We start from the raw sequence: 18,313 nt of genomic DNA, 5'->3' as shown, positions 1-18,313 counted from the left end.
GGTTGAGTTATGAATTTTTCACAATTTATTATTATTCTTCAAGCGCGCAAAAAACTTATCATTTTAGTTGCAATTCTTACAATGATAACGGCGATTGTAGTAAGTATGCTTTTACCAAAAAACTATCTTGCTACCACCAAAGTGTTATTGAATTATAAAGGTGTGGATCCAGTTACTGGCCTCGCCATTCCAGCTCAGTTAATGCCTGGCTTTTTAGGTACGCAAGCGGAGATTATCCAAAGTAAAAGTGTTGGTATCGATGTTGTAAAAAAATTGAAACTCTCTGAGATCCCATCAATCCGAGAAGACTTCGAGAAATCTGTAAAAGATAATAATGTTGACATTAATGAGTGGCTGGCTGAGAAACTGCTGAGTAACTTAAGTGTTACCCCATCTAGGGAAAGTAGTGTAGTTCTGATTGGTTATAAAGGAATTGAGCCTTCTTTCGCAGCAACGATGGCAAACTCTTTCGCAGAGTCCTATATTGCAGTTACGTTAAAACTCAAAATGGACCCTGCAATTAAAGCTTCTCAATATTTATCAGAACAAACCAAAGTCCTTCGCGAAAATCTCCAAAAATCCCAAGAGAAGTTGTCGCAATACCAACAGGATCACGGTTTAACCAGCGTTCAAGAAGCTTATGATGTCGAGGGATCTAAACTGCGAGATCTTTCTGCTCAATACGGGATGATGCAATCACAGGCTATTGATGCCAATTCTAGAAGAAATGATGCTGCAAAGAATACAGGTGAATCACCAGATGTTGCCCAGAATCCCGTGATTCAAAATTTACGAATGAGCCTTGTGACTTCAGAATCCAAACTGGCTGAATTAGGTCAACGTTACAGTAAAAATCATCCGCTATATATATCTACCGAAGCTGAAGTTGCCAAGCTGAGAAGTCAATTGGAAACCGAAATTGATCGCACAGTTTCAAGTTTGGGTAATAGTGCCAATATTAATTCTCAAAGGCTTGCAGATGTCAGATCACAGCTTGAAAAACAGAAACAAAAGGTTTTAGAGCTAAATCGATCTCGCTCAGAGTTAATGATTCTTGAGAAGGATATTGAGATTGCACAAAGCTCTCTGGCCTCAGTTAATAACCGATTCAGCCAGACTGCGTTGGAAGGGCAATCTAATCAAGCAGATATCTCTATTCTTGAAGCTGCTACACCTCCATCATCTCCAAGCAACCCTCGTTTGGTGTTAATTGCTCCATTCGCGCTAATAATCGGAGTTATGCTAGGTTGCTTTTTTGCATTGGTTGGGGAGTTACTTGACCGTCGAGTCCGCAGCAAGGACGATATTATCGGTTTGGCAGAAATTCCTGTCTATGAATACAGTGTCATCAGAGCTTAGTCGAAAGCTTCCATTTTTCCTTTTTTGAAGTAAGAGTCGTTACGTATGAATATTATAGAAACTGACACTAAAGTCCCTGCCAAAACTATCTCTTCCAGTATTGGACAATTGCTACTGGATATGGGGAAAATTACTGATAAGGATGCTGAGCGTATCCTGAAGTTTCAGAAAGAAAAGTCTATGCGCTTTGGAGAGGCTGCGATTGCACTCGGATTCGTGACTATGGAGGATATCAACAAAGCATTGTCGTACCAGTTTGAATATCCTTATGTAACTGCCGAAAAATCATCTTTCAGCAGCAGTTTAGTAGCTGCTTTTGATCCTTTTTCTAAACAGGTTGAGTCCTTAAGATCTTTAAGAACGCAGCTTATGTTACGCTGGTTTGAGCGGGGTTATAAATCTATTGCCGTTTCTTCTGCAAAAGAAATCGATGGAAGTGATGAGCTAGCTGCGAATCTTGCTGTTGTATTCTCACAACTTGGCGAGCGGACGCTATTGATTGACGCCAACCTTCGTGAACCTTCTCAGCATAAGTTATTTAGATTAAATAATAATGCAGGGTTATCCGAAATTTTGGTAGGTAGGGCCTCTACTGAAATATTAGTAAGGATTCCCTCTTTATTAAATCTGACCGTTTTGACTGCTGGAGCTATCCCGCCTAATCCGCAAGAGCTATTAAATAAAGAAACATTCGAGCAATTGCTTAGCGCATTTTCGGAACAGTTTGATGTCATTATCGTTAATGCTTCACCAATATTGCAATCATCCGATGCTCAAATACTTGCGAAGAAAATCGGTGGTGTCCTAATCTCGACCGAACAACATAAAACTTCGCTTAACGATACGCAAGCAGCTATCGAAGCGTGTCGTGGATTAGGCATAGATGTACAAATTGCTCTAAATATGGTGGTCTAAGGTGACCTCACAAGTTTTTGCAAGCGATTCGCCACCACAGAGCAAGCTTTTAGGATATTTAGCATTGCTTGCATCATTACTGGTGTTATTTGTACCTGTATTCTATGATCTTTTTATAAATGTATGGAATAGCGATACTCAATCCCACGGCCCCATTGTTTTAGGTATAGCAATTTGGTTTTTTTATTTTAAAACGAATCAGATTTTAGAAAAGCGACCCGAAATTAAACCGGCACCTTTACTAGGCTGGTTTTTTATTATATTCGGTGCTTTGATTTACCTGGTTGGTTACTCGCAAAGTGTTTATATTTTTTCTGTGATATCGCTAGTTGCTATTCTATGCGGTTTAATTTGTATTGTTTTCGGTATTAAAACTGTTCTTAAATATTGGTTTGCCTTATTTTTCTTTGTGTTTTTAATGCCTTGGCCTGCTTCAATCATTGATGCTGTCACCCAACCAATGAAAATCGCAGTTTCGTTTGCGTCAGAACACTTGCTATATGCTCTTGATTACCCCATTGCTCGCTCTGGTGTCATTCTACAGATTGGTCAATATAAATTATTGGTAGCAGATGCTTGTGCTGGTCTAAATTCCTTGTTTACGCTTGAAGCCATAGGTCTGCTTTATATAAACGTCATTAATCATCAGGCATTTTGGCGTAATGTATTACTTGCTATTTTGATCGTACCAATCTCCTTTACTTCAAACGTACTACGTGTTTGTACGCTTGCTCTTATTACCTATCACTTTGGTGATGAAGCAGGGCAGGGGTTTCTACATAATTTCTCAGGGATGATTTTGTTTATGACGGCGCTCGTATTGATTATTGTGGTGGATACGCTCATTCAAAAACTCGCTGAGCATTTTAAGATTAAATCATTGTTGAGCCAGGACTGATACAGGTTTTAAGATGAGAGACTTAATTCATAAATTACCTAATGTTCAAATGCGTCCGGCTATCGTTCTATTAGTCTTGAGTATTTGTGTTTTGATTATTGCGATTGGGATGAAGCCAGTTACGAACTATGCTAACTCTGCAAGTGATCTGGAAAATAACATCCCCAAAGAATTCGCTGATTGGAAACTGGCTCCTCAATTAATTCCCCAAGTGAGTTTGGTCAGCGATAATAATCTTCAAAACCAAATATACGATGATGTGTTAATGCGTACATACATCAACAAAAGTGGTGCAAAGGTCATGCTGGCATTAGCCTATGTAAAAGAGCAACGGCAGGATGTTAAGGTGCATCAACCCGATATCTGTTATCCAGCTCAAGGCTATCAATTGCTGCAGTCACAATTATCAACTTTTGATATCGCCACAAATCAATCACCAATCGTAGGTAAAAACCAAATTTATATCTCATCTTCCCACAGAGAAGCTGTTAGCTATTGGATTAGAGTAGGAGATGGTGCATTTTTATCCGGCCTGCAAATGCGGTTGAAAATTATTAAAGATGGGTTGTTTAAACAACGCTTTGACGATGGCATGCTTGTCAGAGTTTCTTCTGAATTGCAATCTGATGCCGATACAGAAAAGCTATTTAACTTACATGAGCAATTCCTGAATGATTTAACCTCTTCTGTTACAGCGAAGAATCTTAAATTGTTGGTTCCGGCTGCAATTTAAGTATTTATTTATCTATCGCTTTTGCTCAAACCTAAGAGCGATAGTTTGATTAAGTCTAACTCGCAGCGGTAATCCTAATCATTTCACTAAAAGAATCTATCACCCAAAAAGATAAAGATATGAAAGTCACTGTATATATCCCAACAAAAAATCGCAAAGATATTCTTGCAAAAGCAGTTGATTCAGTACTGAATCAGACATATTGGGATATTGAAGTAATTGTAGTCAGTGATGGTTCAACTGATGATACAGAGTCTTATTTAAAGCAAAAATCTTCAATCGATAATAGATTGAAATATTTTATCAAGCCAAATTCTGAAGGGGCTCCTGCCGCTAGAAATTTGGCAATAAAAAATGCTACTGGAGATTTTATTACTGGCCTAGATGATGACGATCAATTTTTGCCAAATAGAATTGAGCTGTTAATCAACTATTGGATTTTTTTAAAAGAACATTCAGTTCTACCATCATGTTTGTATACGCCTGATTTAATTTATCGAAATGGTAAAGAAGTTGGGGAATCGAAAAAGTTAGGTCATGTAAGCCATCAACAACTTTTTGAATCAAACCAAATAGGAAATCAAATTTTCGCACCAAAGTCTGTATTCATTGATGCAGGTTTGTTTGATGAGCAAATGCCGGCATGGCAAGATATGGAATTTTTTTATCGAGTGTTAAAGATGTTCGGTAATGCATCTTTATTAGACATTCCAACGCAAATTGTTGACGACACTCCTAGGGCAGATCGAATTTCAATTAAAGCAAGTAACAGGTTGAGAGCGGCTAATGAAAGATTTGTATCTAAGCATTGCCAAAATTCTGATCGTCATTCTCAAATGCTATATCTGCAAATGTTTTCTAGTTTTTATCGCATCCGCCCTAAATTTTCAGACTGGATAAATTTTATGAAGCATGGATTCTGGCCTAAAGGTATTGTTGGATTACTTGCTGCAACTTTTCGAGTTTAACCTGTCGTTAGTGTAGCTATCCGGGTCAGTATTAATCTTGGTTAATACATTAGTCTAACAATATATACATAGGTATGTGTAAGCAATATGCAGTTAAATAGATGGTTCCAACCCGTGCAAAGTAATGCTTACTATCGGCCAGAAATTGACGGGCTCAGAGCTATTGCTGTCATGCTCGTGGTATTGTTCCATGCATTTCCTACCAGGATTGCGGGAGGATTTATTGGCGTAGACATTTTTTTTGTTATTTCAGGCTATTTAATTTCCAATATTATTCTCAATGAAATTTCGAAAGGAAATTTCACAATATTAGGTTTCTACAAAAAGAGGATAAATAGGATTTATCCTGCATTAGCATTTGTTCTATTAACTTGTGTACTTGTATCAAAGTTTCTTCTTTTTAAAGCTGAGATTGCCGAGTTTGATTTATCAGTCTTTTTCTCGACGATTTTCTCGGCAAATCTTTATTTTTTAAAAACGCTCAATTATTTCGATAATAGTGCAGAAAACCACCCATTGTTACACTTATGGTCACTGGGGGTAGAAGAGCAGTTTTATATTTTCTGGCCTTTTCTTTTGCTTTATGCCGCAAAGAAAACCAATAGCTTTGCAATTAAAGCAATCACTTTGGTATTAGCAGTATCTTTTCTACTTAATATTCTTTTTGTTGCTCAATACCAATCAAATGTGTTTTATCTACCATTCACTCGATTCTGGGAGTTAGGATTTGGCTCACTATGTGCTTTGGTAACTCGTACAAATATTCATAAATATCCAATCAAAATATTCAATTGCAAAGTAAATTCAGATTTCCTGACGATGCTAGGGTTGTTATTTATAATTGTTTGCGAGTTGCTTATTCAACCTACAAGTTTGTTCCCAGGATGGTTTGCCGTATTGCCTGTACTTGGATCAGGTTTAATTTTGACATATGGAGAATCAAGCAATTTTGCAAAAAAAATACTCGCAAACCGTTTGTTCGTTTTTGTAGGTTTAATCAGTTATCCGCTGTATTTGTGGCATTGGCCCATTTTATCCTTTAGTCATATTTATTTAGGATATTTGATGGTTGGTTATGTCAAGGTTTTTTTGGTTTTTTTAAGCTTTTTGTTTGCTATTGTTACCTACTATCTGATAGAAATCCCTTTAAGGTACAAAATTACTCACAATTTAAAACCTTTATTTTTATTTATTTTATTATTGCTAATAGGTTTTTATTCGCTTGTAAGTTACCAAAATATTTCGTCTTCTAAACTGACTGAGTATGATGAATTTGTGAGCTTTTACAAAGGTTATGTTGGCAATACTGACTATGTAAATAAGAATCGAGTGTATTGTAGCTATATTGATCAAAACGGCTCTTTTGAAGAAAATATACCTTCCAGCTGCATTATCAAAGATGCAAAAAATTTGATAGTTCTTTGGGGTGACTCACATGCCTATCAGTTATTTTCAGGGCTAGAAAAAAATCTTGATAGTAAATTTAGTTTGAGTCAGTTAACTTCTTCTGGCTGTCATCCCTCAATAAAATTGCAGGGGAGTAGTAACTCAATTAATTGTAATAAAGCAAATGAAAAAGCGCTTGATGTGATAAGAGCAAGTAAGCCAGGTATAGTTGTATTGGCGCAAAGAGACTCACATGATTCAACGGACTGGAATTCTTTGGCTGTTGAGCTTAAAAACTTAGGTGTTAAAAGAGTAATATTACTGGGCCCAGTCCCGCAGTGGAATCAGTATCTCTATAGATTTTTAGCAAAAAACTATACCACCCTGAATGACATTCCTCCCTACATAGGAGGTAAAGTTTTAAACCAAGCAATTCTTGAGTTAGATATCAGCCTCAAGAAAAAATACAGTCAAAGCACTGCACTTGAATATATTTCATTAGTTGATTTGTTTTGCGAGCCTAAACTGGGTTGTTTATCTTTTGTGAAGGATAGTAGTGTGGAGCTTACAACTTTTGATTACGGACATCTTGGCCTTTCCGCTTCAGAAATGGTTGCAAAAAAAATAACTCAGTCAATTGACAAGAAATAATCAATTGACCTATTTAGAAATAACTATCCCGGATTATTAAATGTCAAAGCTAACTCAAAATAAATCCATGATAGCTCTAGTGTTGATAGCAATTCTTTCTGCTATGTTTTTTGGGCTTGTATCCCTTATTCTCGTTAGCACAGTCGGAAAGCATTATGGATATTTGCTGGCACTACCATCAGTAATTGTAATTGGACTACTATTTTTCTTCAGTAGAGAATTCTTTCTTTTATTAGTTATTCTTACAAGATCCTCTCTTGATGTAGTTTTCGAATCTATAAAGATAGGTAGTTTTGGTTTAGGTGGCGTTCTTAATGCGCTTGTAATTTTAATTGCTTTAATCATGTATTTCGAGACAGAAAAAGATAAAAGGGCAGGTTTTGATAATATAAAGGTAGCTTGGGTGGTGTTTATGCTTACCTGCTTTTTGTCTCTATTTTATGCCCCTGTATTTCTAACAGCTTTTAAAACATTCTTGAGCTATTTATCCTATGCGGCAATGTTTTTTATTGGGTTATATTCAATAAAAAAAGAAGATGACTATAGAAAGTGGGTCAAGGTGATTGCATTATCAACACTTATCCCACTTGTTTACAGTTTGCTCTCGTTGGCTTTTGGTTTGCATGGCGTTCGAGATAGTATGGGTGAAGGATTACGCCTACAGGGTACTTTTCCACATCCGAATCCATTTGCACCATACTTGGTTTTAATGATTTCAATATGTTTCTTTATTTATAAAGCAGAGTTTTTTTCTGTAGGAACTGTTATCAGAAGAACTTTGCCGCTATATATCCTCGTATTAATTGGTCTCTTGGTGATGACCAAAACTAGATCAGCTTGGGCTGCATGTTTCATATTATTTTTCGCATATGGAGTACTTCTAGAAAAAAGATTTCTTTTGTTTGTGTTTATTGCACCATTATTTGCATTACTTATTCCTGACATACAAGACAGAATTTTAGCGGCAACACAAAATACAGATTATGGCGTAACTGGATATGGTAAGTTGAATTCTTATGCTTGGCGTTTAAAAATATGGCATGACAGTATTAGCTGGATGAACCCATCACACTATATAACTGGCTATGGTCTAGCCGCCTTCGTTCATTACTCAATGGATTTTGGTATGGCAAATGCATTCCAGAAAGCGACTTTTGAAATCAATGCGCATAATATATTTATTCAGACCTTCTTTAATTTAGGTGCTTTAGGACTACTGTGCTTTACATACTTAATTTACACACCTGTTAAAAACTTGTATAAGTATTATCAGAGAAAAAAGTTATATGTTGTTATTGCAATTCTTGTTGTTGTTCAGTTTCTTCTTCAAGGATATTCAGACAATACATGGGATTATTTAATTTTTGAATGGTATTTCTGGTTTTTTATTGGCATAACTTTAAGTTACTTAAAGCTGGTAGATAAACGGAAACTTATAGAAGAAAATAATAATGATTAACATTGATTTTGATAAGGATTTGGAACGATACCCTTCGCGTCCTTTTTTAAAGGAGCAGTCAATATGGGCAATAAAGCTATATAGATGGGGCAGGTTTATAGATTCTCAAAATGATGGTTTATTTAAAAAACTTAAACTTCAATTCTATTGGCTTGCATTTAGATTAGTTGAAACTCTGACCGGGATTAGTTTGCCTAAAGGTGCAGTTATCGGTCCAGGATTAAGAATTTGGCATTTTGGCAATATCTTCGTTAACTCTGGAAGTATTATCGGAAAAAATTGTACTTTGCGTCAAGGCGTTACAATTGGAAACAGACATGAAGATGGCCCATTGCCTGTCATAGGAGATAATGTAGAAATTGGTGCATATGCCCAAATTTTAGGCGGAGTACAAATAGGTAACAATGTAAAAATAGGTGCTATGTCAGTGGTTTTATCTGATATCCCTTCTGGAGCAACTGCTGTAGGCATCCCCGCCAAAGTTATTCACGCAAACCATTAAATAATAAAAGAAACAATGCGAATCAGTTATTTCACCAGCAGTTATCCCCGAGCCACGGATACGTTCATTCAAAGAGAAGTAGTAGGTCTTAGAGAAGCAGGACATGGAGTATTCACAAGTGCATTGCGTAAGCCTGAAGGCGCAAACAATGTCAGTGAGTTGATTCGTAGCGAGCGTGAAAAGACAACATATCTGTTGCCGGCAAAGGCTTTTGCACTAATCAAACTAAATATAATCACATTATTTAAAACACCGGCTATTTATTTCAAAACGTTATGCCTGGCTTACAGAACAAGGAAACCCGGCATCAAAGGTACGTTGTATCAGCTTTTCTATTTTCAAGAAGCCTTATTACTTTCCAACTATCTGCTTCAGAATAAAATCCAGCACATACATAACCATTTTGGTGACAGCAGTGGCTCCGTGACTATGTTGGCAAGCCAGCTGAGCGGAGTCGAGTACAGCATTACTTTTCATGGTCCGCATATTTTCTTTGAACCTACATTATTGGCGTTGCGTGAAAAGGTCAAATTCGCAAAATTTATCGTCTGCATCAGTAATTATTGCAGAAGCCAGATGATGCTTTTTTCTGATGCTGAAGACTGGCACAAGTTACATATTGTTCACTGCGGTGTTGATGTCGCTGCTTACTCCACTGGCGAACCCCTAGCAAAAAACCTGGTAAACGATGCGTTTAAATTGCTTTATGTCGGGCGGCTTGCCGCTGAAAAAGGTGTCCCGGTCTTATTAAACAGTCTGATCGCACTGAAAAACGAGGGACACAATTTTCACCTTACATTGCTTGGCGATGGCCCTGAGCGCGCTGATCTTGAACATAAGGTGAAGCAGCATGGACTTCATGAGCATGTGTATTTCGGAGGTTTTGCCAGCCAGGAAACAGTCAGGAAAACACTGCAAAACAGTGATGTGTTTATTCTGCCCAGCTTTGCTGAAGGTGTCCCTGTTTCCCTGATGGAGGCGATGGCATGTGGCGTACCTGTGATTGGAACCAACGTAGGCGGGGTCACCGAATTGATACAACATGGAATATCAGGGCTGGTGGTTTCTCCCTCGGATGAAGTCTCACTCAAACAAGCGATCCTGAGTTACATGGAAAATGAGCAGTTACGTGAAAATGTGAAACGTGAAGCAAGGCAAACGATAGAGGCGCAATTCAATTTAAACCTTGAAATAGCGAAATTAGGAAAATTGATCGATAAATATCAGGAAAGCTAAATGATTGGTTACCTTAAAGATGCGGATAAACTGGCTCTTGAAAGCTTCCCTGTTTGCATCGTAGGCGCCGGTGCCGCTGGCATCAGTCTAGCCGCAAAGCTTTCTCGCCTGGGCAAGCGTGTCCTGCTTATCGAAGGGGGAGGGTGGAACGAAACACCGGAGATTCTTGACGCCTACGTTGGTAAAGCCACGTCACCTCATCCACAAACAACAGAGTTCAGGTATCAGCGCTTTGGTGGAACGACCCATCTTTGGGGAGGTCGTTGTGTACCTTTCGATAGCCATGACTTTCAACAAAGAGACCATGTGCCTGAAAGCGGTTGGCCCGCAGGTGCAGAGGATATTGCCAGCTATTATCCCGAGGCACTGGAGTTTTGTGATGCCGGAAATAATGACTTTGCAATTTCAGCATTTGGGCCTAAAACGAAACCCATATTCAGTGAGATCACGTACTTAACGCCTGATTTAAACGAATATATTGAGCGCTATAGCTTACCAACTGATTTCGGCAAGAAGTTTCGTCAGGAGTTAACCGCGTCCAAGAATGTTCATGTATTGCTGGAAACTCGCTGCATCAGCCTCAACTGCCTGCCGGATCAGCCGGATAAGATAGCATCTATTACCCTGCATGATGGTAACCAATCTTTCACATTGAAGGTAAATGAAGTCGTACTGGCAGGCGGATGTATCGATGTCACTCGCTTGATGCTGATCAGCCGTCAGAAAAATCCCGCCTTGAGCTATTTGGATGCCAGCCTGGGGAAGTATTACGCATGTCATTATGATTTGATATTTGGCGCTTTACGTTTTCAAGGCGAAAAGCCTGTGTTTGATTTCCAGAAAACATTAGAAGGTGTCTATGCCAGACGCAAGCTACAGTTTTCTCCTCAGTTTCAAGCGCAACATGGTTTGTTGAATGCAGCCTTTCGCTTGCATTTCCCTGCCTACGCAGATCCTTCCCATGGCAGTGGCGTCCTTTCAACGATTTATCTTGCTAAATCAATACTCAAACCCGAATACCAGACAATTTTGAACCATGGGACAAGTCAACCTGACCAAAATCGTCAACTCTTAAAGCATGTCAGGAATGTTTTCCTGGATATTGGTTCGGTTGTAGCATTTACATATCAATGGTTATTTAAAATAAAACTTGCTAAAAGAAAGGTTCCCTATACTCTAATTGCCAATAGAAATGGAACGTATCCCCTTGAATTTAATAGTGAACAAGTTCAAGACATCAACAACCGCATAGAGCTGCTGGATGAAGTAGATCGATTCGGTATGCCCAGAGTGAGCGTCCATTGGAAACTCACTGGCCTGGATATTGCTTCTGGAATTAAGTACTTTAATCTGCTTAAGGAATTATTTGAAAGAACCAAGTCTTGCCGACTTGAGTTTGATCAAAATGAGTTGGAAAAAAGTATGAAGAATGCTTTACCAGTAGGCGGCCATCACATGGGAACGACTAGGATGGGAAACAATCCAAGTGAAAGTGTGGTTGATGCGAATTGCAAAGTTCATGGTATATCGAATTTACATATCGCTAGCTCCTCAGTCTTTACCACTAACAGTCATGCAAATCCGACCCTCACTATAGTTGCGTTGGCTTTGCGACTGGCAGATCATTTGAATCGAAGTGCTGTTTGCTCTAAAGGAGTCAATAATGAAGGCGTTACCAAAAGCTAGTTCACTTATCCCTGCCTCACTAGTTTCAATATCCTTATTGGTCTCAATAAGTACTCATGCTTATGCTGGAGATCCAAATAGAGCTCCCACACCGAACAAAACAGAGAGTAAAACAATAGACCCAAATCGGTACTTAAAACCGTTTGAGGAAAATTCACTATGGAAAAGTCGACCTGTTTCTCCAACATTTTCAAACTTTACAATCCCAGCCTCAAATTTTAATCCTTACTTGGTTGAAGGTACATGGTCTACAGGATGTTTTTATACTGATGAACGTGATTCGGCGATAACTATTAAATTAAGCCCAGGTCAAAAGGGCGTATATGATGCTGATGCTGAAACCTTTTTTCCACAGGTAGAAATACCGCATTGGCCAGCGGATGTAAAACCAGCGTCAGGATTAGATGGTCATGCTGATATTTATGATGTGTCAACTGGTGTAATACATTCATTTTGGAAATTAAGAAATGACAATGGCATATGGACAGCTAGACAATATGCTTGGTCTCCAATTAATGGCAGTGGGTGGCCAAATCCTGCACATTATTATCAAGGGGCTAGAGCTGTAGGTGTGTCAGCTTGTGCAGGAATTATACGAAAGCATGAAGTTCAAAGTACTGACTCGATTTATCCACACGCTTTAGCAATGTCTCTTGATAAGAGTGGGTTATCAAAAGATTATATTTATCCTGCTACTTCAGCCGATGCAACAAGTAAAGAAAACACTGGGCAAATACCTGAAGGTGCATTAGTTATGTTGCCACCAAATTTTGATATTAACCAAATTAAAACCCCTGAGGTATTAAAAGTTGCTAATACTTTAAAAGCCTATGGTGCTTACATCATTGATCGTAATTCTGGAACTCCATTTATGATTTATGTTGAAAATGGATCAGGACTAAATTTAAATAAAAATGGTGCTAACAAGCAAGCAGAAAAAGAGTTTCAATTAATCAGGCAGTCTCTAAGAATGGTAACGAGTGCGAAATCATGGGTAAATGATCAAGGTCAACCATTCTTGCCAGAGAAAAACCTCAATATTTTATCAATGCGAGGACCTTGGTGTGTATTCCGAGGCTCAGCTTGCGTGAGTGACCCGTCAGGTAAATATGACACATGGAAGCAGGCATTTATTTTTGGTAAGACTACTGCAGTCGTTTCCCAGACAAATCAAACTGGCCGAAATATTAGTCAAGTAGAGTGGGCTAAGCCTAAACCAGGGGAGAAGTTCAAACTTACTGCGAAAAGTACAGGCGGCGCTAAGTTGAGGTTTGTCTTACGTGATGCAAAATGGAATACTAAAATTGATAGCTATCAGCTTGTAAATGATCAGTCCATAACTTTTATATGGCCTAAAGATGTAGTGAAGTCATATATCTATGTTACTAGCGGTATTGGAGACAGTTCAAGTGTAAGTGGTACTTTAGTACGTGTTAAGTAATTGATGTTAAACTAGACTCAAATTTAATTGAAGTTGAGTGTATGTTGATTGTTTTTGAAGTGCTTTATTACGTACTGCTGGTTTTTCTGGCAATCCCTGTATTAACTTTTTGTATCCAGATTCTTGTGGCAGTATTACCTGGATATCGTAATCAAAAAATCAATCTGCAAACAGCATCAGTCGCGTTGCTGATTCCGGCCCATAATGAAGCTGCCGGAATCAGTGATACGTTAAACTCTATAAAAAAAGCGGCCACTCCAAATACTAGAATTGTTGTCATTGCGGACAATTGTACAGACAATACGGCTGAAATAGCCCGTAGCCACGGTGCAGAGGTAACAGCGCGATCGCATGAAACTTTACGTGGCAAAGGCTATGCTTTAGATTTCGGCATAAAATATTTATCTGATAACCCACCAGAAATCGTGATTGTTTTCGATGCGGATTGTTTGGTTCATCAAGATACGATTAATGCATTAGTCCAATCAGTAATTAAAGACGGGCGTGCAGTTCAAGGATTGTATTTGATACAATCCAAGCCTACTTCTCCGGTAAAAACAAAACTCTCAGAATTTGCCTATGTTGTTAAAAGCTGGACACGCCCCTTAGGTTTTTACCGTTTAGGTCTGCCTATGCAACTCATGGGATCTGGCATGGCTTTTCCTTGGAGTCAGATTGCGCAAGCAGACTTTTCACATGGAAGTATTGTAGAAGATATGAAGCTTGGGATTGATTTGGCAGGGCAAAAAATGGCTCCTAAATTTTGTCCAGAAGCATTCGTCTCCAGCATTTTCCCTGAACATCAGGAAGGTGAGAAAACTCAACGCAAGCGTTGGGAGCATGGTCATTTGGGAATGATCCTTCAAGAAGGTGTCCCTTTATTGGGTAGGGGAATTAAATCATTTGATTTAGATATGGTTGCAATGGCTTTGGACCTTTGTGTACCGCCTGTCGCACTTTTATTCTTGTTAAGTGGATTGTTTAGTCTCTTGTCATTGATTTTATATGTTTCAGGTAACGAAACCTTCCCCTTGATGCTGGGCATCATGCAATTTTTATTACTATCTACATTTGTCTTAATAGCATGGGTGAAGCATGGTACAAAAATAATTTCGCTTACCGCGTTGTTGGCTTTCGCTCCAGTATACGCCATCAGTAAAATAAAAATGTACATTAGCTTTTTCGGGGATAGACAAACTGAATGGGTTAAGTCTCGTAAGGATTAGCGTTCTACTTTGAAAAAGTAAATGTGGGATGAATCAAAAGATCAACAAAAAAAATAAAATAGATGAACTAGAAAGTATTCGAGGCCTCGCAGCTCTGGTCGTTGTGATGTACCACATTCCAGGCTGGCACCCATTTTTGCACCACATCTCTTTTATTAGGGGCGGTGGCCTGATGGTGGATTTATTCTTCGTGTTGTCTGGCTTTGTAATTTTTTGCGCATATGGAGACAGGTTAGAATCTGGGGCGGCTTTTATAAAGTTTCAGTTTCTAAGGCTTGGTCGCTTATATCCAGTCCATCTTGTTTTTTTGCTGGTTTATCTTTTAATTGAAACATTAAAGTATATTCTGCAAACCCACTATGGTATTCAGAGTCATAGTAAGGCACCGTTCCTGCAAAACGATTTTGCAGCTTTTTTAAGGGAAGTATTTTTAGTTAAAGCCTTTTGGCCGAATGAAACGGCAATGGCGTTCAATAGTCCAGCATGGTCAATCAGTGCAGAGTTTTATACGTATATCTTGTTCGGGTTGATTGTTTTATATCTGAATAAATTCAAGCTTTTAATTTTCACAATTATTTCCGTAGTTTGTATTGCTACACTAATACTATACAAGCCTGAGGAATATAATTTTATGCTGCGTTGTCTGTCTGGGTTTTTTATTGGCTGTTTAGCCGCGAATGCCGTTAAGAGAAGTAACGAGTCCTCAGCGTCCACTTATGGCATAACATTAAATGCATGGTTAATTCCCTTATCAATGTTTTTAATAGTGTGGATTACCAGTCAATCTAAAGGGTATTTTGGAATTTCGCTTCTAATATATCCGCTAACGGCATTGCTGATAGCATCCATTACGCTTTCTAAGCAGAGTGTTTTCAAAGATATACTGGCACACAAATCTTTGGTTTGGCTAGGCACAGTTTCTTACTCACTATATATGTCTCATGGTGCAGTTCTGTGGTGCTTCCAGCAGTGTCTACGAGTGGTATTTCATCGTCCAGAACTCATGGTTAGAGATATCTCAACACCTCAGTTTCATGCTGCTGAGGCGGGATTTTTAATGTTCGCATTTATAGCTATCTGCTTATTGATTTCACAACTTACTTTTATGTATATTGAGAAACCATTTAGAGAAAAATCGAGAGATTTTGTAAATACTTCCAATTATTAATGAATAAATAGTTTATCGAAAACACTTACAAATTTTGGTACCAATCAACCGAATCTTGCAGACTCTTATCATAACTTTGGTAAACAAAGCTGTATTTCATACTAAATTTCTCAGAGTTTAAATAAATCTGTTGATCAAAAAGCCTAGTCAAACTTGGCGGTAATGGTTCAGGTAGCCACTGTGAATCTACCTTTAGCTTGTTGCATGCGATTTGTGCTATTTTGATTGCCGGGCTTAACACCTTTGAGTCCAGTGTGAGCTGCTGCCGGCTGAGACGCTTGATTGGTATAGCTCCGATGGCTTCAGCCAGATCAAATAAGTATTGATTCCATCTTGGACTATCGGGAGATGACAAATTGTAATGTACAGACTCGCCGGCTTGAGCAGGGGCGCTTAGCCCGATTTCAATTGCTCTTACGAGGTCATCTACATGCACCAGGTTACTCCAACCATCACCGGCATCACCTAAATCGCCAAGCCGATAGTTTTTCAGAAGGTTTGCAGGCCTGCTTACCCATAACTGACTCCCTGGACCATGAACGCAGCCTGGACGGAATGTTACAACTTGGCCGCCAGCGGCTGCATATTTTTCCATATGCGATTCGGCTTCACATTTAGCCGAGGCATACCAGCCATGATCTGGGTCAAACGGGTGTGTCTCGGTGATGTTACCCTGATGCCCTCCATATACCGACATGGTGCTAAGATGGATAATTTTAGGCATGCCGGCGGCGATGGCGGCCTGAACCAGTATTTCAGCACCTTTTGCAATAGAGTCTTTGTTACCAGCGACACAGTTAACTACCGCATCCACCTGCTTCAGGGTGTGCGTTACGCCATTAAGATCAAGACTATCTAGCTTAATCTGCCCTGGGATGTTTCCAGATAGGCGACCTCTAGAGGCTGCAATTACTTGATAATCTTGTCTATGTAAATAGTTGGCTAACCGGCTACCTACATGACCGGTAGCGCCTAGGACTAATACTTTCATCATATGCTACCTTTAAATACGTGAGTGATTCGATTGCTGGGGCGCATTAAGTTTCTGAGCAATGTGATCGGCCAATCTTAAACTCAGCGCGGTAATAGTAAGCGTAGGGTTCGCCTGTCCGCTGGTAGGGAAAACGGCCGAACTTGCTATGTACAGGTTATCGACATGGTGTACTTTGCAATTGGCGTCAACGACTGAGCTTTCCGGATCTGTACCCATTCTGGTGGTGCCAATATGGTGGCCACCATAAGCGCCAAAACGGGTCAAATCTACTTCAAGTTGTTCTGTATCGAATTCGAAAGTACCGATACCACTCTTGCTGAACTCTTCGGAAAGCACGTTTAGTGAGCGACGGATTGATTCAATATCTTGCGGCATGTATTGCCAGTCAATTTTGGTTTTTGGCATGCCGAGCGTGTCTTTTTCATCAAGCAGGGAAATGCGACTGTTTGGATTAGGATATTGCTCACCATGAATTTCTAGGGTGAATTGGTTGATTTTGTTCCGCAATATCACAGATGGAAATTTACGCTTAGCCAGTGTTCTTTTGGTGAGCCAATGATAGAGAAATTTAACTGTATCAATGGGGTCAAGAATAATGTTCTTAAAGTGCTTTAAGTATGTAGTGAGGCTAGCATGGCCATCTTTTAGCCGTTTCCCGTATTCATAGCTGATGAAATTTTTAGCCAGAAACAGGCCTGATAACACGCCAATCTTGTGCGAAGGATCCACAATTTTTGGGAAGTGTAACCTTGCAACCATATTACCCGCTTGAGCTTTGCGTTGTGCTTCTTCAGTCAGAGAAATGCGTCGGCGACAATAAATACCTTCGGCGGAAACTTCATAGCCGTGTCTGACATTCGAGGTTGGGCCAAAGATCGTTAGCTTGCCGAGATTGCCAGCGATATGGCATTGATAAAAACGGCCCACCAGATCATTTTTGTTTCCGATACCCGTCTCGCAAACATCATTGGACGCCAACAGTAAACGCGCTGCCTCAATGCCCCCAGTGGCAATAATCACTTCTTTAGCAGTCACCTTTACTTTTTTGCCATTCAGGCTGGCGACGTCCAGATGTGTCGCATGTGTTCCTGTCGCATCAAGCCTGATGCCCGTACAATTAGCGCCAAGGATGACATCAATGTCTTCTGCCAATTCCAATCGGCGCCGATAGCGACTACCCACATTGGTCGGACATGAAAATCGTTCCATGTTATTGGTCAGTATGTTATTGCTTCTGAACCCCTTAAACAATGGTTTATCCATCCCAAAAACATCGTCTGCATCGTAGCGATATTCGCCCGCCTCAAGTAATTGATTCGCCTTTGGAAAGTAGGGGGCCAAGTCTTGATAGTTAACAGGCCAGCCACTTCCTGGAATGTAGTCGCGCTTTTCAAAATCAATCGGATCAAAAGGCATGCATCGACCACCCCAGATGGCTGTAGATCCACCAAAACGGCGATGGCGGTATTTATCAGGCGGACTATGGAGTCTCTCATCTACGACAGTGCCTGCATAGAGTGCCTGCGTATTCTTGTCCAGCTTATCGGTGCCTGACTCAAGCAAGGTAATGTTTAAACCTCGGCCAGTCATAGAGAGTGCAGCAGCAGTGCCTGCAGCGCCTGTTCCTATAATGCAGATGTCTGTATGGATAATGGATTCTGAGGGGATTGAAGAGATATTTTTAATCATTT

General features: G+C 39.5%; 15 protein-coding genes. 13 read left to right on the top strand and 2 right to left on the bottom strand.

Annotated features, from left to right (window positions below):
• Window positions 1-9: 9 nt before the first annotated feature.
• The 13 genes from epsF (at window position 10) to ACFQ2T_RS02330 (ending at window position 15,628) form a co-directional block, all read left to right on the top strand.
• Entirely contained in the window at window positions 10-1,359 is a 1,350-nt protein-coding gene (epsF, locus tag ACFQ2T_RS02390; protein WP_379029978.1) for a chain length determinant protein EpsF, read from the top strand.
• A 45-nt stretch (window positions 1,360-1,404) separates the two neighbouring features.
• Window positions 1,405-2,274 carry a chain length determinant protein tyrosine kinase EpsG gene (gene epsG, locus ACFQ2T_RS02385; protein WP_379029976.1) on the top strand — a complete coding sequence of 290 codons (870 nt, stop codon included), beginning with the start codon at window positions 1,405-1,407 and terminating at the stop codon, window positions 2,272-2,274.
• 1 nt (window position 2,275) lies between these two features.
• Window positions 2,276-3,172 (top strand): exosortase B, encoded by an 897-nt coding sequence (gene xrtB, locus ACFQ2T_RS02380; protein WP_379029973.1) that lies wholly within the window; start codon window positions 2,276-2,278, stop codon window positions 3,170-3,172.
• 13 nt (window positions 3,173-3,185) lie between these two features.
• Window positions 3,186-3,905 carry an exosortase C-terminal domain/associated protein EpsI gene (locus ACFQ2T_RS02375; protein WP_379029970.1) on the top strand — a complete coding sequence of 240 codons (720 nt, stop codon included), beginning with the start codon at window positions 3,186-3,188 and terminating at the stop codon, window positions 3,903-3,905.
• Window positions 3,906-4,024: 119 nt separating this feature from the next.
• Window positions 4,025-4,873, top strand: coding sequence for a glycosyltransferase family 2 protein (locus tag ACFQ2T_RS02370; RefSeq protein WP_379029967.1), 849 nt, complete (start codon window positions 4,025-4,027; stop codon window positions 4,871-4,873).
• Window positions 4,874-4,987: 114 nt separating this feature from the next.
• Window positions 4,988-6,910 carry an acyltransferase family protein gene (locus tag ACFQ2T_RS02365; RefSeq protein ID WP_379029965.1) on the top strand — a complete coding sequence of 641 codons (1,923 nt, stop codon included), beginning with the start codon at window positions 4,988-4,990 and terminating at the stop codon, window positions 6,908-6,910.
• A 40-nt stretch (window positions 6,911-6,950) separates the two neighbouring features.
• Window positions 6,951-8,369, top strand: a complete 1,419-nt coding sequence (locus ACFQ2T_RS02360) for an O-antigen ligase family protein (protein ID WP_379029962.1) — start codon at window positions 6,951-6,953, stop codon at window positions 8,367-8,369.
• Entirely contained in the window at window positions 8,362-8,871 is a 510-nt protein-coding gene (locus ACFQ2T_RS02355; protein ID WP_379029959.1) for a serine O-acetyltransferase, read from the top strand. The genes ACFQ2T_RS02360 and ACFQ2T_RS02355 overlap by 8 nt, the downstream gene beginning before the upstream one ends.
• A 15-nt stretch (window positions 8,872-8,886) precedes the next feature.
• A complete protein-coding gene (locus tag ACFQ2T_RS02350; RefSeq protein ID WP_379029956.1) occupies window positions 8,887-10,107 on the top strand; it encodes a glycosyltransferase family 4 protein in 1,221 nt (406 codons plus the stop codon).
• Window positions 10,108-11,793 (top strand): GMC oxidoreductase, encoded by a 1,686-nt coding sequence (locus tag ACFQ2T_RS02345; RefSeq protein WP_379029953.1) that lies wholly within the window; start codon window positions 10,108-10,110, stop codon window positions 11,791-11,793.
• Window positions 11,771-13,234 (top strand): hypothetical protein, encoded by a 1,464-nt coding sequence (locus ACFQ2T_RS02340; RefSeq protein ID WP_379029950.1) that lies wholly within the window; start codon window positions 11,771-11,773, stop codon window positions 13,232-13,234. Before ACFQ2T_RS02345 ends, ACFQ2T_RS02340 begins: the two co-directional genes overlap by 23 nt.
• Before the next feature lie 41 nt (window positions 13,235-13,275).
• Entirely contained in the window at window positions 13,276-14,460 is a 1,185-nt protein-coding gene (locus ACFQ2T_RS02335) for a glycosyltransferase family 2 protein (RefSeq protein ID WP_379029947.1), read from the top strand.
• 28 nt (window positions 14,461-14,488) lie between these two features.
• Entirely contained in the window at window positions 14,489-15,628 is a 1,140-nt protein-coding gene (locus tag ACFQ2T_RS02330; RefSeq protein ID WP_379029945.1) for an acyltransferase family protein, read from the top strand.
• 25 nt (window positions 15,629-15,653) lie between these two features.
• On the opposite strand, the gene ACFQ2T_RS02325 is transcribed toward ACFQ2T_RS02330, so the two are convergent.
• Window positions 15,654-16,622, bottom strand: a complete 969-nt coding sequence (locus ACFQ2T_RS02325; protein ID WP_379029942.1) for an NAD-dependent epimerase/dehydratase family protein — start codon at window positions 16,620-16,622, stop codon at window positions 15,654-15,656.
• 9 nt (window positions 16,623-16,631) lie between these two features.
• Entirely contained in the window at window positions 16,632-18,311 is a 1,680-nt protein-coding gene (locus tag ACFQ2T_RS02320; RefSeq protein ID WP_379029939.1) for an FAD-dependent oxidoreductase, read from the bottom strand.
• Window positions 18,312-18,313 lie beyond the last annotated feature (2 nt).

This window comes from Methylophilus flavus (assembly GCF_042678905.1).
Classification (GTDB): domain Bacteria; phylum Pseudomonadota; class Gammaproteobacteria; order Burkholderiales; family Methylophilaceae; genus Methylophilus; species Methylophilus flavus.
Note: the sequence above shows the minus strand (reverse complement) of the source record. Positions and strands in the feature narration are given on the sequence as shown.